Genomic DNA, 22,288 nt, shown 5'->3' with positions numbered 1-22,288 from the left:
AACGTTGTCTGCTGCAGACCACCGTCAAAATTTGATTCGGGCGTACGAACACGCCGCGGAAGTGGTTTCGGGGATTGAACCGGCCCAGCTGCGGCTTCCCACGCCCTGCGCCAAGTACGACGTAGCTTCGCTGATCGACCACGTCGTCGGCGCCGGCAATCGAGGAGTGTCGATTGCCCAGGGAGACCCGGTGGGCGGGGACGAGTTCCCTCACATCGAGCTCGCCGACGCCCCCGAGGAGCTCCGCCAGACGGGCAAGGCGGCGGAGGCGGCATGGGGCGATGACCAAAAGCTGGGTGCCAGCATCACGATGCCGTGGGGGGAGATCTACGACGGTTATACCGCGGTGAACATGTTCCTGACGGAGCTCGCCACCCACACGTGGGATCTCGCCGCCGCTACCCGCCAGCTGTCCAAGCTGGATCCCGCCCTTGCGCCGAGCGCGCTCGACGGTGCACGGAGCATGCTCAAGCCCGAGTACCGCAACATGATGGAGGAAGGGTCGCCTTTTGGGTCTGAGATCAACCCCCCAAAGGATGCGAACGATTGGGAACGGCTAGCCGCGTTCACGGGCCGTGCGCCACGGCCAGTACTTGGGTGACCTAGCCGTCGCCGACCACTACAGGCTCGACGCGTCCCAAGTTCGTGTAGAGGCCTCTGTATCCGGCAGCGTCCACGTCAATGCTCGGCGCGGCTCCAGCGAGTAAAGGACATCGAAGACGGGGTCCGAGGATGGCAAGAAAGGTCTCTCCTCGGGCCCGTCGTACTTCTTCTCGAACAGCTCCACGATGTCGGGATGCTGCGAGGGACGGCCGAGATAAATGAAGCGGCCGCGGACAATCACTACATCGGCGCCGCTCTCCAGGTGGACGGCCACGAGCGGGTTCTTCTCGAGGTTGCGCGCTTTCACGGTTCCGCTGTGCGTGTAGAAGTAGAAGACCCCCTGCAGGCCGGCACCCCAGACCGGTGTCGCGTTCGGCGCTCCGGTGGGCCCGGTCGTGTGCACCCAGTAGATGTGCGCGGCGCTGAGCCGGTCGGCCACTTCCCTCCACTCCAGTCCTCCCATCCCGCGATTCTGTCCGGTAGGGCGGTGGACACCCTCTTTCGGTAGACCTTCAGTCCGGCTTTCGTAGCCCTTCAGTCCGGCTTTCAGTAGACCTTCAGTCCGGCCGGCCGGCCGGCCCCACCGGCGCCCGGGCTACTGCCAGGACGACCAGTCGAGGACCGCGCTTACCGCGCGGGCGAGCCAAACGGCGGCCGTACCGGTGTTGTCCCGGCTCACTCCGGGGATGTCCCAGCTCGGCATCGCTGAACCCGCTGCTTGACTAGCTGGCACCACTATCGGCGCGAGCTCCAGCGCCGCTCCGCAGTAGCGGCACTTCTCATCCAGCGGCGAGCTGATCGCAGCACCGCAGTTGCTGCACTTGGGAACCGCGATGTCCGACAGATGAGTGACCGGGACGGCGGCTGTCAATGAGCTCAATGCATCTTTGTCCAGCCAGATCACCTGGCAGGTCTTGCAGATGGCCGCGTGACCCGATTCGAGCGCCCGCGGCTCCATGTTGGCGAAGCAGAACCCGCACCGGGGTGCCGCCTCGTTCTGCTCCGGGAGATCACCGTTCCAGATCTGCCCCACCTGATTCTCGCCGATCAGGTGCCGGAACACCGCAACTCCGGCGACCGCGCTGCCGCACGCGTTGCAGACGTACTCTCGGGAGCTGACCGCCGGGTTGACCGCGATGGTCATCGCGCCACCACAACCCGGGCATCTCACCGGTTCCGTTTCCATGGCCGATTTGTCGACCCTTATCCCGTCGGGCTGAAGCGCGACCGCTCAAGGCCGCCTTCGATATCCGCCGCTGGGCTACTCCTGGCTCCCTGAAACGCGATTTCGAAAATTTTGTGAGTTACGAAGCGCGCGGCCGCACCTCGAGATCCCCGTACCTTTCGGCCACGAACCGGCGGCCGGCCCACCAGCCTCCTACTGAGAGACCCGCGACCATCCCACCGCCGGCGAGAAGGAGCAGCCACCACCAAGCCTCATCGTTCGTGTGACGGGCGGGGGGCAAGGCGATGGGGTCGAAGGACAGACCCGCCGCCGTTGGTGACGGACGGGCGGCGCCGGAGACATCGGCGGCCAGGTCGTAGTTGAGCGACGGGGCCGGGGCGTCCACCTTGAGGTATGTGAGCCACGCCGAATCGGGGATCCAACCCATGCCCTTGTCCGAGCGAAGGTCGGATAGAAGCGAGGCCTCTGCCGGACGGGTGGTCTCGAGAGCGACTCCAGGGCCGGTGAGCAATGCGGGTTGCCCGTCGGTGAGCATGAACAGGTCCGCCTGAACCCGGTCATCGGGATCCTTCGCCAACGCGAGGATGTGGAGCGGGACCCACGGGTCGGACGTCGGAATGGTGACTTGAACCGGCGTCCCGTCGCCGATGCTCAAGCCTCTGGCTGTTTCAGCCGCCGGGTCGAAGGTGGCGGTGAGGAACACCGGGCTACGGCGGGCGTAGAAATCAAGGGTTGGGCCCAAGTCCGGGCTGACCGCGAATCCCTGCTGACGCACCCATTCGGTGACCGCAGGACCGCCGCCCTTGATCACGGTGATGTCGAGCGCGTCGACTCGCGTGCGCAGGATCACCTGCGCCGGCGGTGCGGAACTGCCCTCGGCGACTCCGGCGGCGGGCGACGGCACCGGGGGTTGAACCTCGCGTTCCAGTCGCTGAAGGGTCCAGCTGCCACCCCTGCTCACCGACGTGGGCACGCCCGGCAAGGGAACGATCGAACCGAATTTGGTTCCTCCTCCTTCGTACTGGAATGAGGTCACGTAATGCTCAATGCCCGAGTGGTAGGTAACGAGTGTCGTCGTGTCTAGAAGCTTCACCGCCCCGTTAGGCGCTACCAGCCCCCCGCACGCAAGTGCCGGCCGAGCCCAGCCGATACCGGCTCCCAACAGAACAATCAAGACGGATGCGATACGTCGCAAGGCCAGCATTTACGGCACCTCCCGCTGAACAGGTTCTGAGCCTTTGACGACGGGCGATGTGAATGCAGTTCCCATACGATCAAAAATTGTGGACGCAAAAACTGTGGACGCCGGCGAGATCCGCCTCGTGGAGATGAAGGTCGACGATCTCGGCACCGTCGCGCGATGGTTGGCCGAGCCTCACGTGTCGCGGTGGTATGTCGCGGGCTCGTCGGTGGAGCGGGAGATCGACGACCTGCGGCAGAGCGTTGCCGGGGAACAGGCAGTCCACGCGCTGATGGTCATCTACGGCAGCGACCCTGTCGGGTGGTGCCAGTGGTACCTCTGCCACGACGACCCGGAGTGGGCGAAAGACATCGGAGCCGAACCGGGAGACGTCGGAATCGACTACGCCATCGGCAGCCCAGCCCACCACAGTCAAGGCATCGGGACGAAGATGATCGCCGAGCTGGTCGACGCGGTCCGGGTAGTGCACCCCGGCTCGTCGATCCTGGCGGATCCCGACGAGAAGAACACCGCATCAAGGCGGGTGTTGGAGAAGAACGGCTTCCGGTTGCTGGCGGTGAAGCCGATCCCGTCCGAGCCGACGGACGACCCGATGGCCGTCTACAGGCTCCGGCCGGGCCCAGCGGTCAGTGCATCCGGGCGCTCGACCCGAGACCGATCTCGATAACGCTTCCCGTGATTACGCCCGGGTCGGTGACAAGGTAGAGCACCGCCCGAGTGACGTCTTCGGGCTGCAGCCACGGCTTCGGTATCGGATTGGCGCGAAGAAATCGCTTCACCAATTCGTCCTGGACGTCAGCATCGGGATCGGGTTGGACCATCGGCGTCTGCGTCGTGGTCGGACAGACGACGTTGACGGTGATCCCGTCCTTGGCCACCTCCAAGGCAACAGATTTGGCGAGTCCGATCACGCCCCATTTGGTCGCGTTGTACGCGGCCAGTTCCGGAATCCCCATCCGCCCACCCATCGACGAAGTCACGACTATGCGGCCGTACCGCTGGCTTCGCATCGTCGGGATCGCCGCGCGCAGGGTGTGGAAGGCTCCGCTCAGATTGGTCGAGACCAACTCTTCCCATGCGGCGTCGGACACGTCGACGAGGGGGCCGGTGGTCACGATGCCCGCGTTGGCGATGACCACGTCGAGCCGCCCGAACCGCTCGACTGCTCCACGCACCGCCGCCTCGACGTCGCCGGAGTTCCGTACGTCCAGCTCTAGCGGCAGGCACCTCCGGCCCTCGCCTTCCACGAGCTTCGCCGTCAGCGTGAGGTCGTCGCGCGTCGCGAGCGGATAGGTGGGCGTCGACATCGGCCCGGGAACGTCGCAAGCGACGATGTCCGCTCCTTCGGCGGCGAGCGCGACGGCGTGCGAGCGGCCCTGACCCCTCGCAGCCCCGGTGATCAGCGCGACTTGGCCCTCTAGAAGACTCATCGGCTGCGCACCATACTTGGGTCGTGGCCGGATCCTCCTACGTGATGGATTTCACGGGTCGTTTCTCGTTCCCGGTCCCGCCGGATCGCCTGTGGGCTGCCATCGAGAGGCTCGACCAGTTCGAGAGCTGGTGGGGGTGGCTTGGGCAGCTCCAGGTCGACGGTATGGGGCTCGAAGAAGGTTCCGTCCTGCGCGGAACGGTGTCGCCCCCGGTCCCCTACCGGATGCGCGTCGAAGTCGAGTTGCAGCGTTGCGTTCCGTACGAGATCATCGACGCGTTGGTCAGCGGGGACCTTTCCGGTGACGCGCACCTCCGCATGCAGCCTGAAGGGGATTGCACCGTCACTGACGTCGCGTGGTCACTAGAGATGCTGCAGAGGCCGATGCGAGCAGCCGCCCGTGTCGCGTACCCGCTGCTGCGCTGGGGACACGACAGGGTAGTTGACGCAACGGTCAGCGGCTTTCGGCGGCAGCTACGGGATCGGTGAGCGTGGACAGGCTCTCTTGCACAGCGCGCCTGGCGGTTGTGCGAGAGGTGAGAAGCCCCCCCGTGCGCTCCGCCAGTCGAGCCATCCGGCGGGACCAACCGGGCGCGGCGCCGTCCAGAAGATCGTTCCAGTAGATCGCCCAGCCGCCGGCGAGCGCGGACCCGACACCTCTGGCAGTGAGAACCCGGCCGGCAGCGGCCACGCCCCGGGGCCGGTCGATCATCCAACTGGTGACCGCTGCCGTCATGGACGCGAACGACCCGTACCGAGCCGCGAGTTCGTCCCGGTACAACGAGGCCGCGCCGGAAGCGCCCACCTTGAGAACGGCTTCCGCAGCAGCCCGGCCGCTGGCGAGCGCCTGCGCAATCCCCTCGCCCTGGAGGGAGTTGACCAGCCCTGCGGCATCGCCAACGAGCAGGGTCCTTCCCGACGCCGGCACCGTGCCAACCATGCCCATCTTCAGCCAGCCGCCAAGGGTGGGGCCAAGCCGGGAAGGGTCGAGTCCCGCGTCCTGCACGAACTGCGGCAGGTCCCTCACCGCACGGGCCGCTACTCGTCGGTCACCGCAGGCCGCGACACCGAGGCCCACGTTTGCGTGGCCGCGCTCACCCGGGAACACCCACCCGTAACCCGGGTACCCGGCCCATCGCGATGGCTCCCAGAAATGGATCCTCGGAAGACCGACTTCCGCGCTGATGTAGCCGCGCACCGCGAAGCCCCACAGAACCTCCTGCTCGTTGACCAGCGCTGCTGCCGCTCCGACACGGGTCAAGGCACCGTCGGCTCCGATGACGACATCGGCGGTCAACTTCGCGGCGGCCGACCCGTCGTTCCTGACCTCGAAGCCGTCGAGTTGGTCCCCGTCGTCGAAATGCGGGGTGTCGGCCCTGCCGGTGTACGGCACGGCTCCGGCGTCGATGGCGGCTTGATGAAGAAAGGCGTCGAACTCGAGGCGCGACGCAACCACCGCGTGACCGGGGTAGGTGATACCCGGCCGGGCGGGAAGCAGCACCTTTCTCCCCGTCGGCCCGATCACCTCCATGTCGCCTACGCGAGGCCCGCCGAGGTCAAGTCCCAGATCCTCCAACGCCTGGACGCCTCGCGGGCCGACCAGATCCCCGCAGGCCTTGTCCCTCGGGAACGCGGCCTTGTCCACTAGCGCGACCCTGGCACCTCCCCTGGCGAGGACCAACGCGGAGATGCTTCCGGCCGGACCGCCGCCGACTACCAGGGCGTCGTAATGTTCCGCGTTGGGGCGTGTCATTCCCCCGATTGTCGCAAAGGAGACGCGACGTGCGAGTAGCCGAGTCCCGCAACCGCCCGAACGATTTCGCCAGGCGCTTGTTCGACGGCCTGCCGGCACGGTATGACCGGCTCGCCGAAGTTCTCTCGATGGGCCAGAACGGTGCGTGGCGCCGGGCGATGGTCGACGCCGTCGCCCCGTCCTCGCCGGCGTCGATACTCGACGTCGCCACCGGCCCCGGTGGCGTCGCAATGCAGCTCGTCGATCGCACGGGCGCCCGCGTCACCGGCATCGACCTGACCCCCGAGATGCTCATGGTGGGCGCCGCGAATATGGATCGCAAGGGATACGCAGGGCGCGTCGCCCTGGTGAATGGACGGGCGGAAGACCTCCCGTTCGACGACGCGACCTTTGACGCCCTGACCTTTACCTACCTCCTGCGCTACGTCTCTGATCCCGCGGCGACGCTGCGCGAGCTGGCGCGCGTCGTCAAACCAGGAGGCGCGATCGCCAGTCTCGAGTTCCACGTGCCGCCCAACCGGTTCTGGTGGTCCATGTGGATCGCCTATACCCGGATGGTGCTTCCTGCCGCCGGGCTGATCACGGGCGGGCCGGAGTGGTTCTCGGTGGGCCGCTTCCTGGGTCCGTCGATCAGCGAGCACTACCGCCGCTACCCCCTCGAGTGGCACGTCTCCGCGTGGAACGCCGCCGGCATAGAAGATGTCCGCACCCGTTTGATGAGCCTCGGCGGAGGCCTGGTGATGTCGGGGCGTCGCGCGAATGCGTGAAGGTCGAGAAGACCTGGCAGCGCGCCGCCGGGTCGCGCACGGCCGGGCCGCGCGCGACCCGGCCGCACCGCGTCCCGCTTGGTACGCGCCCGGCCCGGGGCGGTGGCGCGACTGGATGAGCGTCCTGCACCTGCCCTACACGGCTTGGCATCTCAGCTACGTGCTGATCGGCGCGGGACTGGCTCCGGTTCTGTCGGTCCAGCGCCTGGTCGCCACCCTCGTGGCGTTCGGCCTCGCGGTCGGTGTCGCGGCTCACGGTTTTGACGAGCTACGCGGCCGCCCTCTCGGCACCGGGATCCCCGGTCCCCTGCTGGCGACGGTCTCGGCAGTGGCGCTGGGAGGAGCGGTCCTGATCGGAGCCGCGGGCATCAGCCGAGTGGGGTGGGGTCTCGCCGGGTTCATATTGGTGGGCGCGATGCTCGTCGTCGCGTACAACCTCGAGTTGTGGGGAGGTCGCCTGCACAACGACGCGACGTTCGCGCTGGCTTGGGGTGCGTTTCCCGTGCTGACCGCTTACTACGCGCAGGCTGCGACACTCCGGCTAACCGCGATATTCGCCGCCCTGTTCGCCTACGGCCTGTCCGCCGCCCAGCGAGTGCTCAGTACCGAAGCACGTGATCTCCGCCGGCGAACGGTGTCTGTGTCCGGGAGCAAGACAAGGCCCGACGGCTCAACATCAGCGATCTCTCGGGAATCGCTGATCGGTCCACTCGAACGGGCGCTTGTGGCGCTGTCATGGAGCACGTGTGCTCTCGGCGTCGCCCTCGCGGTTTCGCACGCTTGAATCTCCGTTACCCCCGCGTTCGGTGAAAGGATGAGCGAGTGCAAGTCCGGTACGCGACGACTGCAGGTCGCTGGGTCCTGGCGGCTACCGTGCTTGGCTCAGGAATGGCGTCCATCGACGCAACCGTGGTGGGAATCGCGCTTCCGAGCATCGGCCGTGACTTGCACACGTCGCTGTCGGAGTTGCAGTGGGTGGTCTCTGGCTACCTGCTGACGCTCTGTGCGCTCCTGCTGCCGGGTGGCGCTCTCGGTGACCAGTCCGGCCGGCGCCGAGTCTTCAACCTGGGTGTCGTCTGGTTCACGATCGCATCGGCGGGTTGCGCTGTCGCGCCGGACGCGATCGTCCTGATATTGCTGAGGGTCCTCCAGGGTGTGGGCGCGGCGTTTCTGACACCGGGGAGCCTTGCGATCATTGAAGCCTCGTTCGACAAGGACAGCCGAGCCCAGGCCATCGGTGCGTGGTCCGGGCTGGGCGGGGTCGCCACCGCTGTCGGCCCGCTGCTCGGGGGCTACCTGATAGCGGCCGCCTCGTGGAGGTGGATCTTCGTGATCAACCTTCCCCTCGGAGTCGCCGTGCTATGGATATCGAGCCGGCGCGTCCCCGAATCGCGGGATCCGGATGCACCGAGCCGCATCGACATTCCGGGAGCGGTTCTGGCGACGCTGGCGCTGGTCGGGGTTACCTACGGTCTCATCCAGGGGCCGGCGTCCGGGTGGACGCAACCCGATGTTGTGATCTTGCTCCTGCTCGGAGCGGCTTCGGGTGTGGCCTTCTACTTCGTCGAGCGTTCGGCGGCGCACCCGATGCTTCCGCTGTCCTTGTTGAAAGTGCGCCAGTTCACCGTGACCAACGCGGTGACGTTCATCATCTACGGTGCGTTGAGCGGAGCGCTCTTCCTTTTTCCGGTCTCGCTGCAGGTGGTGAACCACTACTCGCCGCTCGAGTCCGGCGTGGCTTTGCTTCCACTAACCGTCATCATGCTGCTGTTCTCGGCGAGGTCGGGGAAGATGGCTTCGCGCATCGGCCCGAGGCTTCAGATGTCGGTCGGTCCGCTGGTCGTTGCCGCGGGCTTAGCCCTTCTAGCCCGGTCCACGACCGACGGCTGGTACCCGACGGGAGTGCTACCTGCGGTGCTGGTATTTGGTGTCGGCCTGGCGATAACCGTTGCTCCGTTGACGAGTACCGCAATGAATTCGCTCGCCGAGGAGCACGCCGGGATCGCGTCCGCCTTGAACAACGATGTCGCCCGTACCGGAGGCCTGATCGCGGTTGCGATACTTCCCGCGATCGCAGGGCTCAAGGGCAACGCCTATTTGCACGCAGGCGCGGTCGCGAGCGGATTCCGCACGGCTACGGCCGTTTCTGCGGCTTTCTGCGCGCTCGGCGGGGTGGTCGCGGCGATCGGCATCGAGAACCGGATACCCACTCAACCGATGGACGAGGGCCTGTATTGTGCTCTCGACGCGACGCCCCAGGCCTCCCGGCGTTAGGGAGCCTGGCGATCGGTCCCGAGCTCGACGTCACCAGGATGGCGGTGCGGGACGGTGTCCGCCGGGATCCGACCGAGCCGGCCGGCCTGGAAGTCTTCCATCGCTTGGACGATCTCCGCCTTGGTGTTCATCACGAACGGGCCGTAGTGCACGACGGGCTCGCGGATCGGTTGCCCGCCTAGCACGAGCACTTCCAGGTTCGGGTAACGGCTTTCTTGGTGCGCGTCCGCGGATACTCGCAGTGCGTCACCTGGGCCGAACACGACGAGCTGGTGCGGGCCGACCGGACGGCGGTCGGCGCCGGCCGTGCCCCGTCCAGAAAGGACGTACACGACTGCGTTGAAGTCGGCGCGCCACGGAAGGACCAGCTCGGCGCCGGGGCTGACCGTGGCGTGCAGGAAGGTGATCGGGGTGAACGTGGACCCCGGTCCCGAGTAGCCGGCCACCTCCCCTGCGATGACCCTGACCAGCGCTCCTCCGTCCGCCGAGGAAAGCAGCGTGGCTTCGCTCCCCCGCAGGTCCTGGTAGCGGGGCGGGTTCCATTTGTTGGCCGAGGGCAGGTTCACCCACAGCTGGATTCCGTGGAACAGGCCACCGCTCGCAACGAGGAAATCCGGCGGCCGCTCGATATGCAAGATGCCTTGGCCTGCAGTCATCCACTGGGTGTCGCCGTTGGTGATCCGCCCGCCTCCGCCGTTCGAGTCCTGATGGTCGAAGATGCCGTCGATGATGTAGGTGACCGTCTCGAATCCCCGGTGCGGGTGCCACGACGTCCCCTTTGGCTCGCCCGGTGCGTACTCGACCTCTCCCATTTGGTCCATGTGGATGAACGGGTCCAGATCGTCTAGCCCTACGCCGGCGAAAGCGCGATAGACCGGAAAGCCCTCGCCTTCGAAGCCGGGCGGCGCCGAAGTGACCGACTTGACCGAACGTTCCCGCGCCACAGCAGGATCCACCTTGGGAAGGCCGGGAAGCAGGAGAAGATCTTCAACAGTGACGGCCGGCATGGCTCTCCTTTCGATGGGTGGATGGGGCTTTCCACGGGAACGTGGCCCACACTTACCACCTCGCACCATGAACAACTCGTTGCACCCGCAACGATATTCCCGCCGGACCGGTCAGGCGACGTCGAGGTTCTGCAGCCTCAGCTCCCCGTGGGCCACGAGCCGCCCCGCCTCGTCGGTGATGTCGACCCGCCAGAGTTGCTGGCTCCGGCCCTGGTGGAGGGGCACCGCTTCCACGGTAACCCGGCCGCTTTTCAACGACCTGACGAAATGGGTGGTGTTGGTCAGGCCGACCGCGACCTGGCCGCGGTCGCGAACTGCCGCGCTCCCCCCGATGCTCGCCGCGGACTCGACGGCGGTCGCGTAGACCCCGCCGTGCACGATCCCCCAGGGAGTGTGGTGGCCTGGCCCGAGGTCGATGTAACCCACCACCCGGGTCGGTCCCGCCTCTTCCACCACGAACCCTCCGCCGTGCAGAAAAGTTCCGGTTTCGGGCTCGAGGTTGGGCACGCTCGCCATGTGCGCCGAGATTAGCCGGCGTGGGTTCTATAAGACAACTGACTTCTCAAGTCGCTCACTCGGACTTCAAGGGTGCGACGGAGCCGGGGGGGCTCCTTCCAGTTCGAACGCCAAATCGTCGACGTAGCACCAGTACCAGTCTTCGCCGGGCTCGTACGACCTGATGATCGGATGAGTAGACGATCGGTAGTGCCCGGTCGCGTGCTTCCCGGGCGAGTTGTCGCAACACCCCACGTGCCCGCACTCCTGGCACACCCGGAGGTGCACCCAGTCCTGCCGGCCCATTGCGAGGCAGTCCTCGCAACCCCACGACGACGGTGTCACATCCGCGATTTCACCGAGGTGAGTGCAGCCGGAGCTCATTTGCCTGTCCCTTTGTCGCGTGCCATTTGATGAGCGTACGTTCAGCCGAGAGACAACCGTCAGGGGTGCCGGATACCCGCTGGCCAGAGCCCGTTGCCGGAGCGTTAGGTCAGTCGGAGCACGACCTTTCCGATCGCCCGGCCGTCGGCCACGTATCGCAAGGCCGCGGCGGTCTCGTCGAGTGCAAACGTGGCGCCGATATGCGGGTGGGCCCGCCCCGACTCGAGCAATGCGATCAGCTCGGCTTCGTTCCTCGCGGCTTCATCCTCAGCGCGAGACAGGAAACTTCGGATCTCGAAGCCCGCGACGTGGATGCCTTTCAGCAGGACCAGGTTGAGGGGGATTCGGGGTATCTCGCCCGACGCGTAGCCGACCGTGACGAAACGACCGCCCCATCGAAGGGAGCGCAGCGCCGGCTCGGCGAGTCGTCCACCGACGGGATCGATCACAACGTCGGCTCCCTCATCCAGGGAATCGCGGAGGGCCACCCGGAGGTCGCCTGCCTGGTGGTCCACGAGGCGTTCGGCGCCGGCGGTCTTGGCGGCGTCCAGCTTCTCGGCGGTCGATGCGACTGCGGTGACCCGCGCCCCGAGGACGCGACCGAGCTGCACTGCGGCGAGACCGACTCCCCCACCGGCACCCAAAACGACGAGCTCTTCGCCCTCTTGCAGCTGCGCAACCGACCGGAGGGCGTGGTACGCCGTGCGGTGGGCCACCCCGAAGGCCGCAGCCGCGTCGTCTCCCACGGAGTGCGGCGTGCGGGTGAGCGAACCCGCAGGCACGACGACCTCCTCTGCGAACGCCCCGACGAACGTCGTGCCGAAGACTCGATCCCCCGCGGCGAGGCCTTCGACGTCGGAGGCGATGTCGATCACTTCGCCGGCGAACTCGCTGCCGGGAACGAATGGTGTTGGGATCTTCACCTGGTACTCGTTGGCCACGATCAGTACGTCAGGAAAGTTCACCGCGGCGGCGTTGACCTTGGCACGTACCTGACCCGGTCCCAACGGCGGCGGAGGGAGCTCGTCTACAACGACCACCTCGGGCTTGCCGTGCGTCCGGCAGACTGCGGCGCGCAAGCTACTTGTAGCCGGTCGACTCGGCGAGCTCGGCCGCTTCTTCCATAAGCTTCAGGACGATCGGACCGAACGCCTGAAGCTTCTCGTCGGCACCCGCCCTCTGGTAGCCCTGCTCGAGGACGACCCCGAGCTTCCATTTTGCGAGGATGACGTAGTAGTCGAGGTCGTCAACCTGCCTCCCAGAGATCTCGGCGTAGTGCTGGACAACCTGGTCCTTCGACGGCATGCCGTACATGTCTGCGTAGCCGAGTCCGGGCAAAGACCGGTCGTTGGTGTCCTCGGGCCATCCCTGAACCACCCACCCGAGGTCGAGCTTCGGGTCCCCGACCGTCCCCATCTCCCAGTCGACAATTGCAGCCAGGCGGGCCGGAGCCCCGTGCCTGAACATCACATTGGCGAATTGGTAGTCGCCGTGCATCAGGCCCGGGATGTAGTCGATCGGGCGGTGCGCCCGAAGCCAGTCAGCGGCCGTTTCGAAGCCCGGGAGCTCGCGCCCTTTGATCCGGTTCAGGAAGGCGGTCCATCGGTCGACCTGCCGCTCGTGAAAACCGTCGGGCCTACCGAGGTCGGCCAGCCCCTTCGCCTCCCAGTCCACGTTTCCGAGGAGCGCGATCCCCTCGACCAGCTGGTAGGCGAGGCCCTTGCGCGCATCGAGGTCCTCGTCGAACGGGCCCGGCCACTTGCCGTGGCTGCCCATCGGGGACCACCCGTCGACGAATCCCATTATGTAGAACGTGCGGCCGAGTACCGACTTGTCGTCGCACATCGCTATCGCGGGTGTGTGGGGAACGTCGGTCCCGTCCAGCGCGTCGATGATGCGCCATTCCCGCAGGATCCCCTCGTCCCTGCTTTCCGGGGCCGTAGTGGGGGGTATCCGCAATGCTCCGTGTAGATCACCGCGTCTGATCTCGTAGATCTCGTTTTGGGATCCTCCGGCCACGAAGCCGTGGTCGATCGGTTCGCCTTCACCGGGCAAGCCGGCTCCGTCCATCCATTTGGCGAGCCGCTCTATGTCGAGGGCCGGATCCGCAGTCACAGGTTGCCGACTTCAAGCTCGATCAAGTGGCCGAACTTCTCGCGTGCCGCGTCGATCTTCCCGGGGATCCATTGAGTGGGCCACATGCCTTCGCTCGGCCGGTAGTCCCGCAGCAGCTGCCTGGCGACGGTCATCTTGTGCACCTCTGTGGGACCGTCGGCGAGACCCATCACTCCGGCGCCGTGGATCATTCCGAAGAACGGCATCTCGTTCGTCGTCCCGAGCGCCCCGTGCACCTGCATCGCCCTCCACGCGATGTCGTGAAGGACGGTGGGCATGACCACCTTGACGGCCGAAATGTCCTTGCGGACCCGCTTGTAGTCGTTGTACTTGTCGATCTCCCACGCTGTGTAAAGGACGAACAGCCGGAACTGGAGAAGCTGTGCGTAGGAGTCGGCGATGTACCCCTGCACGAACTGCTTGTCCGCCAGGATGCTGCCTGCAGTCTCGCGGCTGAGCGCGCGCTCACACATCATGTCCAACGCTTTCTGCGCCATCCCGATCGTGCGCATCGCGTGGTGGATCCGTCCGCCTCCGAGGCGGGTCTGGGCGATCACGAAAGCCTGTCCCTCGCCTCCGAGAAGCGCCTCCTCCGGTACCCGAACGTCTTCGTAGTGAATGAGCGCATGGGAGCCTTCGTTGAGCGGCTCTCCGTACAAGCCGACATTTCGCTCGATGTTGATTCCGGGGGTGTCCGACGGGAGGAGGAACATGGACATCCCTTTGTAGGGGCTGACATCTGGGTTGCTGACTGCCATCACGATGAAGAAGGAGGCCGTCTTCGCGTTAGACGAGAAGTACTTCCAGCCGTTGATGACCCACTCTCCCCCGTCTTTTACCGCCTGCGTCTTGAACTGAGTCGGGTCGGCCCCACCGTGCGGTTCGGTCATGGAGTAGCAGGAGAACATCTCTCCCTCGAGGAGGGGCTTGAGGTAACGGTCCTTCTGCTCCGGAGTTCCGTAGTGGGCGATGATCTCGGCGTTCCCGGTGTCGGGCGCTTGGCACCCGAACACGATCGGCGCCCACGAGGACCTGCCGAGCACCTCGTTCAGCAGCGCCAGCTTGAGCTGACCGAAGCCCTGCCCACCGAGCTCGGGACCGAGGTGGGTGGCCCACAGGCCCTGACGTCGCACCTCCTCTTTCAGAGGATCGATGACCTTGCGCTTCCTGTCGTCGAGCGGGACGAACTGCTCGTGAGGGAACACGTAGTCGAGCGGCTCGACCTCCTCCCGAACGAACCGGTCGGCCCAGTCCAGTTTCTGCTGGTACTCCGGGTCAGTCTCGAAATCCCAGGACACATGCGCCTCCCCCAGGGAACGACCTGTTCGTCCCCGGGGGCAGAATATTCTTCTGACCGCCGGAGGCGACAGCTGGTGAGAGACTCGTCAGCTGGTGAGAGACTCGTCGCGGTGAGGGCCTCCGACCAATTCCACGCCGGCATCGTTGTCGACAACCTCGAGGCGGCCACCGCCGACCTGGCTCAAATATTCGGTTACGAGTGGTCCCCCACGCTCACCGTCCCAATACCAGTCACCTTTCCCTCCGAGGACGGCAAAGCGGAGCGGACCGTCGAGCTCACCTTTACGTACTCGGTCACGACTCCTCGGCTCGAACTGGTGGCAACCGTTCCGGGAACGCTGTGGAGCCCCGTCGCCGGCGTACACCATCTGGGCTACTGGTCGGACGACCTTCACGCCGACGAAAAGCTGCTCGAGGCCCGCGGTTACACCAAGGAAGCGCTGGGGGCCGCCCCTGACGGCTCGCCCATCTGGTCGTACCACCGCAAGGCGAACGGCTTCCGCGTCGAAATGGTCAATCGCCAACTTCGGTCGTTCTTGGAGAAGTATTGGACCCCAGCAGATTTCAGGTGATGGGCGGCGGCACCCCCATCGCGCTTCCCGCCAGCGCCGGGTCCCATTCGCACACACTGCAGGCGTGAGAAATGAGAGAACGCCCGAAGTCCAGCGCGGCTGAACGAGGATCGGAACTGGCGACCACTTCGTCCCAGTCGAGTATGTACTCGCCGAGATCCTTGTCCCAGTGGGCGGCAGGCGGGGAAAGGTCGGATTCGGAGAACGACTCCGGAGCCGGGAACGCGAAGCCGTAGAACGCCGCCTTCGGATAACGGGAGTCCCCGGGCCACCACCCGATCTCGATCTGCTGCGCGTCGCCCGAATTGCGCGTGATGAAGTCCTTCGACGGAGGGGTCGCCGGCGCCCCCGAGAACAGGCTCACCGCCAGGTCGAACGTCCCCCACCATGCGTTCACAGGAGTCGACCTCCCACGGTAGGGGGCCCGCAGCTCCGCAAGAACCATGCCGGCCCGCGCCGCAACGGCGAAATACCGTTCGACACTTCGTGGGTCATACGTATGGTGCTGTTGATCCTGGTCGAGTGGCACCTCCCACGCCACCTCCTGGGGACGGAAGTTGACGTTCACCGGGCCGACGAAGTCGGTCACAGCTGCGAGGACGTCCCGGGTCACGTCGCCGACCGGCCGGTCGGGGGTCAGGGGAATCGTGCGCGGCGGTAGGCCGGTGAACTCGACCAAGGCTTCGTGAGTTCGAAGGTCGAGCGCGACTCCGAGGAGTCCCGACCTGTCGGGTGCCGGAAGCGGGCGTGTCTCCCAACCGCGTGCCGTCAGCTGCAGCGCGGCGTGCTGCAGTTCGGGCTCCGGCGGAGCCAGGGCAACAGCGAGCTTTCCGAGCAGCTGGGAGTGCGCGTGGAGGGTGTCGCAGGTGGCGCTCCACGATTCGTACGTCGGAAGGGAGGGCCACGGCGCTGCGCTCACTTCCCCCAACCTTAGGCAGCGTTCGAGGGATTAGGGGTATATAACGTACGTTCATGCGGTTCGGAATCTTCTTCGAACACCAGATGGCGAGGCCTTGGGAGGAGGGCGCCGAGGAGAAGACCCTCCAGGACGCCCTGGACCAAGTCGAGCTGGCCGACCAGATCGGCATCCAGCATGTCTGGGAAGTCGAGCACCACTTCCTCGAGGAATACTCCCACTCTTCGGCACCGGAAGTGTTCCTCGCAGCGGCGAGTCAGCGGACCAGCCGCATCAGGCTGGGTCACGGGATCGTCGCGCTGCCACCGGCGTACAACCACCCAGCCCGGGTCGCCGAAAGGATCGCAACGCTCGATCTGGTCTCGCGAGGAAGGGTCGAGTTCGGGACCGGGGAGACGAGCTCGCAGTCCGAGCTCGGAGGCTTCGGCGTGCCCCGGACCGCGAAGCGCGAACAGTGGGAGGAATCGCTCGACGCGGTCACCCGAATGTTCGTCGAGGAGCCGTTCGCCGGTGTCGACGGCAAGTGGGTCAAGATGCCGCCCCGGAACGTGATCCCGAAGCCGGTTCAGAAGCCACACCCGCCGGTATGGGTCGCTTGTAGCCGTCGAGACACGATCCTGATGGCGGCACACAAGGGCATCGGGGCGCTGTCATTTTCCTTCGTCGAGCCCGAAGAGGCGAAGCAGTGGGTCGACGAGTACCACCGGATCCTCACGTCCGACGCCTGTGTACCGGCGGGGTTCGCGGTCAACCCGAACGTCGCCATCGTGGTCCCCTTCATGTGCCACGACGACGAGCAGACCGCGATCGAGCGGGGCATCGACGGTGCGCACTTCTTCGGCTACTCGCTGGCCCACTACTACCTCTTCGGGGACCACCGGCCGGCCAAGACCAACGTGTGGCAAGAGTTCCTCGAGAACCGCGATCAGCGAGGCTTCGCCCGTGAGGTTGTCACCGCCGACGACGGTCCTCTCGGCGTGAAGCTGCTTCAGCGCGGGCTCGGTTCCCTGCGGGGGGCCATAGGCACTCCCGAGCAGATCCGCGACCTGTTGAGCCGGTACGAGGCCGCGGGCGTCGACCAGGTGATCTTCGTTTCACAGGCGGGACATAACAAGCACGAACACATCGTCGAATCGCTCGAGCTGTTCGGCAAGACGGTGCTTCCCCACTTCGCCGACCGCGTCGAAGAACTGGAACAAGCGAAGGCTGAACGGTTGGCGCCCTATGTAGAAGCTGCCCTCGCCCGCCGGCCCGCGGCGCGGAAGGCACCCGAGGACTACGTAATCGCGGTCAGCGGCGAACCCGCGGAAGCACCGCCGTGGCGGCAGGGCGGAACGAGCGCCCCTCAGACGATCGCGGGTCTCGCCCGCCACGCCGGCCAGATCGCCGCTGCGCGTACGCTCGGCCGGGCGAGTCCGAAGTTTCTCGAAAGGACCGTCGGCAGCGACGCCGGCCTCGGTGTGGTGTTCAAGGCGATGGCCCGCCGCTTCAACCCCGAGTCCGCTCTTGGCTGGACTGGCGACATCCAGTACCTGCTCGAAACCGAGGGTGGCACTCGAGAGTGGTACCTCCATGTGGACGGCGACAAGGCGACCGCCGTCCACGGGCGGAGTCCAGACCCGGAGCTGACCCTTCGCCTGCCGTTCTCGTTGTTCATTGCGATCGGGCGCGGCGAGGTGAACTTCAGCCGCCTGTTGCTGGAGGACTCCGCGCTGCGCGCCGAAGGCAACCTTGCCCTGATCGGTCGCATGACGGAGATGTTCGTCCCGCCGGGGACCTACTGACGTTCTGATCCGGCGGGAGCGCAATAGACGGTCGGTTCGGACCGACCCCTGAGCACAGCCTCACCCTGGACGATCCAAAGCGACGCGAGGTCGCCCGAAGAGTCGACGGTTCGCTTGCTCGCGAGGACGCAGCCTGGGACAGTTTTGGCCAGATCGGTCAAGCGCGCCGCTTCGTTTACCGCATCTCCGATCACCGTGTACTCGTAACGGTCCTCTGCGCCCACGTTGCCCGCGACAACTACTCCAGAGGAGATACCGATTCCGACGGCGAGATTGGAGCGTTCCGCGGCAGCCTCAAGCAATCGATTCCGAACTGCAAGGGCGGTTCGGAGAGCTCTGGCGCCATGATCCGGCTGGGCCGCCGGCGCTCCGAAGACGCAGAGCGCTGCGTCGCCTATGAACTTGTTGACCCAGCCACCCTCGGCTTTCGCCGCGGCTACGACGGCTTCGAACATCGCGTTGAGGATCGAGACAACCTCGCCCGGAGGCTTGGTCAGTGAGAGCCGAGTCGATGAAATGAGATCGACGAACAGGACGGTCACTTCGCGTGCCTCGCTCATCAGCATCGACTCTGATTCGAGAGCATGGCGCGCAACGTCGACACCCACATACCTTCCAAAGAGATCATCGAGTCGCTCCCGCTCACGTAGACCGGCGACCATGGCATTGAAACCGGACTGAAGCACCCCGATTTCACCTGGATCGTCAAGAGCGACGCTCGCCCGTAGATCACCTTCCGCTACCCGTCGCATGGCTCGCTCGACCTCACGGAGGGGTTCGCTCACCGAACCCGCCGCAATGAAACTCAAAACCGCACCCACGATCAAACCCACCAGCCCGAGATAGAAGGCTGGGTTGCCAACCGAGATTGACCTCCCGGCGACGTGATCGAGAGGCTCGGCAACGATTCCCAGTAGCGCCACACCGGACCCCAGGGCCCAGGCAAGCCAAAGTCGCGGACGGATGCCGAGCCGTTTAGTCCCCAGGCTCGCAGCTTCCTCTGGGGAAAGCTGCGCAAGTGCCGTCGCGTAAACAGGCCGCAGTCGGCGTTCGACGAGCAAGTACGCCAAGCCGAAGCTCATGATCCCCGCCAGGAGCAAAGACGTGATTACTCGGAGCACATCTCGGGCAGAGCCGCCGACAGCCGCTCCGCTGACGATCCCCAGGACCAAGGCCCCAACCAGCCAGTAGCCGAAGTTGAGACCTGCCTGCCACAGCGGCTGGGCGACGAGCGCCCGCCGTTGCGAAGCCGAAGGAGACCCTCCCGCCTCGAGCCAGGTTCTGACCGGAGAGAAGGCACGTGCCTCCAGGATCGGCCCAAATAGAGCTGCGACGACCACGTAAGCCAACGCCCCTACGACCGCTACCCGGTCGGAGTGTGAAGCCAAGCTGGCGCTCCCAGCGGATATGGCGAGATATCCGAATACCGTCCCCACTCCGGCCGTGTTCGCAATGCCGGTCCGCCACTGGACAGCCATCAACAGCCGTCCGGCGGCACCATGCCAACCGAGGTACTGCGTTAGCACAAGCGGACGGTAGCAACCCCGACCCAGTTCAGGTCGGATGCTCGCTCAAAGCCGTCCAGAACGCTTCTAGGCCCACTGGGATCTCTTCCGATGAAATCGCTTTGGGGTCGATCGCGAGCCGCTGGGCGTACCCGGAGATCAGAGCCGTCACCAAACCCGCGAAGGTCGCCGGCGGCACTTTCAGCGTGACGTTGTGGCGCTGGCAATAGTCGGAAAGCATTTCCGCCGACAGGTCGATGTCGGCCTGTGCCAGGTCCGCCAGTCGCTTCCGCAGACTCGGTTCGTCCTGTGCGACAAGACGGAACTCGTCGAGGGCGCGAACGAGGGGTGCGTTCACGAGCGTTCGGAAGAACCACTCCCCCATGACGTCGAAGATCTTCTCGTCGGGCGTAACCCTGATCCGGCCGGCGAGATCCGCGAAGTCCTGTTGCTGTTGGGCGTCGGCGATCGAGAGGAAGATCTCTGCCTTGTCCGCAAAGTTGGCGTAGAAGGCTCCCCGGCTGAAACCGGCCTTCTCCGAGATCTCTTCGATGGTCGCCGCGTTGTAGCCACGTTTGGCGAACACCTTCGCCGCGCTTTGAAGCAGTAGCCGGCGAGTGCGCGCCTGGCTCTCGGCCCTTGACATTCGCCTCGTTTTCACATACACAGTGTATCTGAGATTGCGAGGTGACTGGGAATGATCCACCTGACGGGGGTGCGCAAGCGTTACGGGAAGATCGTCGCCCTCGACGGAGTCGACCTCGAGGTCAGCGCCGGCGAGATCGTCGCGATACTCGGGCCGAACGGCGCCGGAAAGACCACCCTCATCGAGATCATGGAGGGCTTCCAGCGAGCCGACTCCGGGGATGTTCTTGTGCTCGGTACCGACCCGGGTCGCGCCGGCCGCGGCTTCCGGGAGAGGGTCGGCTTGATGCTGCAGGAGTGCGAGCCCGAGCCGTACCTGACGGTGGCCGAGCTTCTCTCGCTCTACCTGAGCTACTACCCGAATCCCCGGTCGCTGCCGAAGCTCCTCAGACTGGTGGGTCTCGAAGAGAAAGCAGACGCGCGGATCCGGACCCTCTCCGGCGGTCAGCGCCGCCGCTTGGACATGGCGGTTGCCCTTGCGGGCCGCCCGGTTCTGCTCTTCATGGACGAGCCGACTACCGGGTTCGACCCCGAAGCCCGGCACTTGGCCTGGGACGTCGTTCGTTCGCTGCGTGAAGAAGGCACGACCATCGTGTTGACCACCCACTATCTCGAGGAAGCGGAATCGCTCGCCGACCGGGTGGTCGTCCTCGCGGCTGGACGGATCCGGGCACAAGGGCCCCCGAGCACGATCGGCAGCCGCCGCGACTGCTGGAGCCGTATCTCGTTCAGGCCGGTCGAAGCCCTGGACCCGATCGAACTTCCAGCACGGATCACTGTTGAGCAAGGGATGTGGGTCCTGCTCACCGACGCCCCGACTTCCGCCCTCGCGTGTCTCACCGCGTGGGCGGTCGACCGCGGGGTCGAACTCGACGGGCTAACCGTGAGCAGGCCCTCCCTGCAGGACGCGTACCTGGAACTGATCCGATGAGCGCCCTGTCCTTGACCTGGCGGCAGTTCGGTTACGAGCAAAAGCTATTTCGCCGGACGCCGGCCGCCATGTTCTTCGTGATCGTGTTTCCCGTCGTCCTGCTGCTGATCTTCGGCAGCCTCAACCGGAACCAACGCCTCAGCCAGTTGGGTGGCCTCCCGTTCACCCAGTACTACACCCCCTCGATGGCCGCGTTCGGCTTGATGAGTTCCTGCTACGCCAACGTCGCCGGGAGATTCGTCTACCGGCGCGAATCCGGTGTGTTGAAGCGTTTCCGCGCCTCACCGCTACCGACAGGCGCCCTGATAGGGGGACTGTTGCTGAATGCGGTAGCCGTCGGATCGGCGGTCGCTCTGGTCAACCTGACCGCCGGGCACCTGCTCTACAACGCGGTCCTACCTCACCGCTGGGCAGTGTTCGCCCTGTTGCTCGTCGTCGCCAGCGCCTCCTTCTGCGAGATCGGCGTTGGGGTGAGCTGCCTGGTGCCGAACCAGGACTCGTCGGATCCCATCGTGTGGGGCACGTTCATGCCTCTGGTCTTCATCTCCGGCACGTTCTTCCCGGTTCCAGGGAGTTCTCCGCTCTCGGCTCTCGCCTCGATCTTCCCGATCCAGCACCTCGTGAAGGCAACGGTTGCGGTGTTCAATCCGGCCAGCGCGGTCGGGATTCCGTGGGGGCATCTCTTCGTGATCGCGCTGTGGGGGGCGGCCGGTGCCTTGCTGGCCGTGAAACGGTTCCGTTGGGAACCGACGCGGAAGTAACACTCGTCAAACCGAACGCCCTAGCAAGACGACCGGAGATTGCAACCGGACCGCCGGTACCCTGCCGCTATGCCGTTCCTTCTTGGCGCCCTTGCCTTCTTCATCGCCGAGATTGCCGCGTTTGTCGCAGTGGGATCACAGATCGGGTTCGGTTGGGACGTGCTTCTTCTGATAGGGGCGAGTCTTCTTGGCCCGTTCGTGGTCAAGCGGGTGGGACTGGCGGTGCTCGGACGGACGCGGGACCGCCTCGCGCGCGGGGAGGTACCGACCCGCGAGGTTCTCGACGGCGTAGTCGTCCTCGCCGGCGGCCTGATGATCATGGTGCCCGGCTTCATCAGCGACGCTCTCGGTCTCCTGCTGATGATCGGACCGGTTCGCCACCTTCTGATCCGGGCCTTCGGGTTGCGGTTTGGGCGACGAATTCAGACCATGCGGACAGGTCGGTGGACGGTCATCGACATTCCCTCGAGAGATGGCGCCGCCGCTGCTTCCCCGGCTGCCCCGCCGCCTCCGAGAGAGCTTTGGTAAGGCCGGCGGACGTATTTATCTCTCCCGTCATTGACGGTTCGTCCCCGAAGGTATAAGCAATTGTTGGGCGTCGAGCAACGCCGTCTTTTTCCGGCCGCCCGGTTGAACACCCAGCCGGTGGCCACGGTTTCGG

25 protein-coding genes are annotated in these 22,288 nt (G+C 65.6%); 11 read left to right on the top strand and 14 right to left on the bottom strand.

Annotated elements, in window-relative coordinates:
* Nucleotides 1-31 precede the first annotated feature (31 nt).
* A complete protein-coding gene (locus VFZ97_05635) occupies nucleotides 32-601 on the top strand; it encodes a TIGR03086 family metal-binding protein (GenBank protein ID HEX6392902.1) in 570 nt (189 codons plus the stop codon).
* An 18-nt stretch (nucleotides 602-619) separates the two neighbouring features.
* Here the strand turns inward: VFZ97_05635 and VFZ97_05630 are convergent, their stop codons facing one another.
* The 3 genes from VFZ97_05630 to VFZ97_05620 all read right to left on the bottom strand — a co-directional run bounded on the left by VFZ97_05630 (nucleotide 620) and on the right by VFZ97_05620 (nucleotide 2,993).
* Nucleotides 620-1,066, bottom strand: coding sequence for a pyridoxamine 5'-phosphate oxidase family protein (locus tag VFZ97_05630; GenBank protein ID HEX6392901.1), 447 nt, complete (start codon nucleotides 1,064-1,066; stop codon nucleotides 620-622).
* Nucleotides 1,067-1,198: 132 nt separating this feature from the next.
* Complete coding sequence (locus VFZ97_05625) at nucleotides 1,199-1,747, bottom strand: hypothetical protein (GenBank protein ID HEX6392900.1); 549 nt, start codon at nucleotides 1,745-1,747, stop codon at nucleotides 1,199-1,201.
* Between the two features lie 160 nt (nucleotides 1,748-1,907).
* Complete coding sequence (locus VFZ97_05620; protein ID HEX6392899.1) at nucleotides 1,908-2,993, bottom strand: DUF2330 domain-containing protein; 1,086 nt, start codon at nucleotides 2,991-2,993, stop codon at nucleotides 1,908-1,910.
* Nucleotides 2,994-3,072: 79 nt separating this feature from the next.
* Here VFZ97_05620 and VFZ97_05615 point away from each other — a divergent pair, with 79 nt between their 5' ends.
* Nucleotides 3,073-3,657 carry a GNAT family N-acetyltransferase gene (locus tag VFZ97_05615; GenBank protein ID HEX6392898.1) on the top strand — a complete coding sequence of 195 codons (585 nt, stop codon included), beginning with the start codon at nucleotides 3,073-3,075 and terminating at the stop codon, nucleotides 3,655-3,657.
* Here the strand turns inward: VFZ97_05615 and VFZ97_05610 are convergent.
* A complete protein-coding gene (locus VFZ97_05610; GenBank protein HEX6392897.1) occupies nucleotides 3,617-4,420 on the bottom strand; it encodes a mycofactocin-coupled SDR family oxidoreductase in 804 nt (267 codons plus the stop codon). The two genes, VFZ97_05615 and VFZ97_05610, sit on opposite strands and share 41 nt — an antisense overlap.
* Nucleotides 4,421-4,443: 23 nt before the next feature.
* Here VFZ97_05610 and VFZ97_05605 point away from each other — a divergent pair, with 23 nt between their 5' ends.
* Nucleotides 4,444-4,908 carry an SRPBCC family protein gene (locus tag VFZ97_05605; GenBank protein ID HEX6392896.1) on the top strand — a complete coding sequence of 155 codons (465 nt, stop codon included), beginning with the start codon at nucleotides 4,444-4,446 and terminating at the stop codon, nucleotides 4,906-4,908.
* Here the strand turns inward: VFZ97_05605 and VFZ97_05600 are convergent.
* Nucleotides 4,874-6,172 (bottom strand): geranylgeranyl reductase family protein, encoded by a 1,299-nt coding sequence (locus VFZ97_05600; protein HEX6392895.1) that lies wholly within the window; start codon nucleotides 6,170-6,172, stop codon nucleotides 4,874-4,876. The genes VFZ97_05605 and VFZ97_05600 overlap by 35 nt on opposite strands.
* A 29-nt stretch (nucleotides 6,173-6,201) precedes the next feature.
* Here VFZ97_05600 and VFZ97_05595 point away from each other — a divergent pair, with 29 nt between their 5' ends.
* The 3 genes from VFZ97_05595 to VFZ97_05585 are packed head-to-tail and all read left to right on the top strand — an operon-like array spanning nucleotide 6,202 to nucleotide 9,213.
* Entirely contained in the window at nucleotides 6,202-6,939 is a 738-nt protein-coding gene (locus VFZ97_05595; GenBank protein ID HEX6392894.1) for a class I SAM-dependent methyltransferase, read from the top strand.
* Nucleotides 6,932-7,723 carry a hypothetical protein gene (locus VFZ97_05590; GenBank protein HEX6392893.1) on the top strand — a complete coding sequence of 264 codons (792 nt, stop codon included), beginning with the start codon at nucleotides 6,932-6,934 and terminating at the stop codon, nucleotides 7,721-7,723. The genes VFZ97_05595 and VFZ97_05590 overlap by 8 nt, the downstream gene beginning before the upstream one ends.
* Nucleotides 7,724-7,761: 38 nt before the next feature.
* Nucleotides 7,762-9,213, top strand: coding sequence for a DHA2 family efflux MFS transporter permease subunit (locus tag VFZ97_05585; protein ID HEX6392892.1), 1,452 nt, complete (start codon nucleotides 7,762-7,764; stop codon nucleotides 9,211-9,213).
* Here VFZ97_05585 and VFZ97_05580 read toward each other — a convergent pair.
* The 6 genes from VFZ97_05580 to VFZ97_05555 all read right to left on the bottom strand — a co-directional run bounded on the left by VFZ97_05580 (nucleotide 9,210) and on the right by VFZ97_05555 (nucleotide 14,512).
* Nucleotides 9,210-10,220 carry a pirin family protein gene (locus VFZ97_05580; GenBank protein ID HEX6392891.1) on the bottom strand — a complete coding sequence of 337 codons (1,011 nt, stop codon included), beginning with the start codon at nucleotides 10,218-10,220 and terminating at the stop codon, nucleotides 9,210-9,212. The genes VFZ97_05585 and VFZ97_05580 overlap by 4 nt on opposite strands.
* Nucleotides 10,221-10,331: 111 nt before the next feature.
* Nucleotides 10,332-10,736: a PaaI family thioesterase gene (locus tag VFZ97_05575; GenBank protein ID HEX6392890.1), complete on the bottom strand. Its 405-nt coding sequence runs from the start codon at nucleotides 10,734-10,736 to the stop codon at nucleotides 10,332-10,334.
* A 66-nt stretch (nucleotides 10,737-10,802) separates the two neighbouring features.
* Nucleotides 10,803-11,099, bottom strand: a complete 297-nt coding sequence (locus VFZ97_05570) for a UBP-type zinc finger domain-containing protein (GenBank protein HEX6392889.1) — start codon at nucleotides 11,097-11,099, stop codon at nucleotides 10,803-10,805.
* A 104-nt stretch (nucleotides 11,100-11,203) separates the two neighbouring features.
* Complete coding sequence (locus VFZ97_05565; GenBank protein HEX6392888.1) at nucleotides 11,204-12,178, bottom strand: NADPH:quinone oxidoreductase family protein; 975 nt, start codon at nucleotides 12,176-12,178, stop codon at nucleotides 11,204-11,206.
* 1 nt (nucleotide 12,179) lies between these two features.
* Entirely contained in the window at nucleotides 12,180-13,214 is a 1,035-nt protein-coding gene (locus VFZ97_05560; GenBank protein HEX6392887.1) for a phosphotransferase family protein, read from the bottom strand.
* A complete protein-coding gene (locus VFZ97_05555; GenBank protein HEX6392886.1) occupies nucleotides 13,211-14,512 on the bottom strand; it encodes an acyl-CoA dehydrogenase family protein in 1,302 nt (433 codons plus the stop codon). The genes VFZ97_05560 and VFZ97_05555 overlap by 4 nt, the downstream gene beginning before the upstream one ends.
* A 75-nt stretch (nucleotides 14,513-14,587) precedes the next feature.
* On the opposite strand from VFZ97_05555, the gene VFZ97_05550 reads away from it, so the two are divergent.
* Nucleotides 14,588-15,085 carry a VOC family protein gene (locus tag VFZ97_05550; GenBank protein HEX6392885.1) on the top strand — a complete coding sequence of 166 codons (498 nt, stop codon included), beginning with the start codon at nucleotides 14,588-14,590 and terminating at the stop codon, nucleotides 15,083-15,085.
* Here VFZ97_05550 and VFZ97_05545 read toward each other — a convergent pair.
* Nucleotides 15,078-16,004, bottom strand: a complete 927-nt coding sequence (locus VFZ97_05545) for a DUF5996 family protein (GenBank protein ID HEX6392884.1) — start codon at nucleotides 16,002-16,004, stop codon at nucleotides 15,078-15,080. The genes VFZ97_05550 and VFZ97_05545 overlap by 8 nt on opposite strands.
* A gap of 53 nt (nucleotides 16,005-16,057) precedes the next feature.
* Between VFZ97_05545 and VFZ97_05540 the strand changes: the two genes are divergently transcribed.
* Nucleotides 16,058-17,785: an LLM class flavin-dependent oxidoreductase gene (locus tag VFZ97_05540; protein ID HEX6392883.1), complete on the top strand. Its 1,728-nt coding sequence runs from the start codon at nucleotides 16,058-16,060 to the stop codon at nucleotides 17,783-17,785.
* On the opposite strand, the gene VFZ97_05535 is transcribed toward VFZ97_05540, so the two are convergent.
* The gene (locus VFZ97_05535; protein ID HEX6392882.1) at nucleotides 17,779-19,311 is read right to left on the bottom strand and encodes an adenylate/guanylate cyclase domain-containing protein; all 1,533 of its coding nucleotides are present in this window, start codon (nucleotides 19,309-19,311) and stop codon (nucleotides 17,779-17,781) included. The two genes, VFZ97_05540 and VFZ97_05535, sit on opposite strands and share 7 nt — an antisense overlap.
* 28 nt (nucleotides 19,312-19,339) lie before the next feature.
* Entirely contained in the window at nucleotides 19,340-19,951 is a 612-nt protein-coding gene (locus VFZ97_05530; protein HEX6392881.1) for a TetR/AcrR family transcriptional regulator, read from the bottom strand.
* A 36-nt stretch (nucleotides 19,952-19,987) separates the two neighbouring features.
* Between VFZ97_05530 and VFZ97_05525 the strand changes: the two genes are divergently transcribed.
* From VFZ97_05525 to VFZ97_05515, 3 genes are all read left to right on the top strand, one after another.
* Nucleotides 19,988-20,866, top strand: coding sequence for an ABC transporter ATP-binding protein (locus VFZ97_05525; GenBank protein ID HEX6392880.1), 879 nt, complete (start codon nucleotides 19,988-19,990; stop codon nucleotides 20,864-20,866).
* Entirely contained in the window at nucleotides 20,863-21,627 is a 765-nt protein-coding gene (locus VFZ97_05520; protein ID HEX6392879.1) for an ABC transporter permease, read from the top strand. The genes VFZ97_05525 and VFZ97_05520 overlap by 4 nt, the downstream gene beginning before the upstream one ends.
* A gap of 69 nt (nucleotides 21,628-21,696) precedes the next feature.
* Entirely contained in the window at nucleotides 21,697-22,155 is a 459-nt protein-coding gene (locus tag VFZ97_05515; GenBank protein HEX6392878.1) for an FxsA family protein, read from the top strand.
* Nucleotides 22,156-22,288: the final 133 nt, after the last annotated feature.

The organism is Acidimicrobiales bacterium, assembly GCA_036378675.1.
In the GTDB taxonomy this organism is placed as follows: Bacteria; Actinomycetota; Acidimicrobiia; order Acidimicrobiales; family Palsa-688; genus DASUWA01.
This window is presented reverse-complemented; position numbering and strand designations above follow the sequence as displayed.

What these genes read in the sequence shown, in the direction of transcription:
- VFZ97_05520 (HEX6392879.1), top strand. Translation starts at nt 20,863, where the DNA reads ATGAGCGCCCTGTCCTTGACCTGGCGGCAGTTCGGTTACGAGCAAAAG.
- VFZ97_05580 (HEX6392891.1), bottom strand. Translation starts at nt 10,220, where the DNA reads ATGCCGGCCGTCACTGTTGAAGATCTTCTCCTGCTTCCCGGCCTTCCC.
- VFZ97_05620 (HEX6392899.1), bottom strand. Translation starts at nt 2,993, where the DNA reads ATGCTGGCCTTGCGACGTATCGCATCCGTCTTGATTGTTCTGTTGGGA.
- VFZ97_05570 (HEX6392889.1), bottom strand. Translation starts at nt 11,099, where the DNA reads ATGAGCTCCGGCTGCACTCACCTCGGTGAAATCGCGGATGTGACACCG.
- VFZ97_05540 (HEX6392883.1), top strand. Translation starts at nt 16,058, where the DNA reads ATGCGGTTCGGAATCTTCTTCGAACACCAGATGGCGAGGCCTTGGGAG.
- VFZ97_05525 (HEX6392880.1), top strand. Translation starts at nt 19,988, where the DNA reads ATGATCCACCTGACGGGGGTGCGCAAGCGTTACGGGAAGATCGTCGCC.
- VFZ97_05590 (HEX6392893.1), top strand. Translation starts at nt 6,932, where the DNA reads ATGCGTGAAGGTCGAGAAGACCTGGCAGCGCGCCGCCGGGTCGCGCAC.
- VFZ97_05600 (HEX6392895.1), bottom strand. Translation starts at nt 6,172, where the DNA reads ATGACACGCCCCAACGCGGAACATTACGACGCCCTGGTAGTCGGCGGC.
- VFZ97_05625 (HEX6392900.1), bottom strand. Translation starts at nt 1,747, where the DNA reads ATGACCATCGCGGTCAACCCGGCGGTCAGCTCCCGAGAGTACGTCTGC.
- VFZ97_05610 (HEX6392897.1), bottom strand. Translation starts at nt 4,420, where the DNA reads ATGAGTCTTCTAGAGGGCCAAGTCGCGCTGATCACCGGGGCTGCGAGG.
- VFZ97_05630 (HEX6392901.1), bottom strand. Translation starts at nt 1,066, where the DNA reads ATGGGAGGACTGGAGTGGAGGGAAGTGGCCGACCGGCTCAGCGCCGCG.
- VFZ97_05515 (HEX6392878.1), top strand. Translation starts at nt 21,697, where the DNA reads ATGCCGTTCCTTCTTGGCGCCCTTGCCTTCTTCATCGCCGAGATTGCC.
- VFZ97_05575 (HEX6392890.1), bottom strand. Translation starts at nt 10,736, where the DNA reads ATGGCGAGCGTGCCCAACCTCGAGCCCGAAACCGGAACTTTTCTGCAC.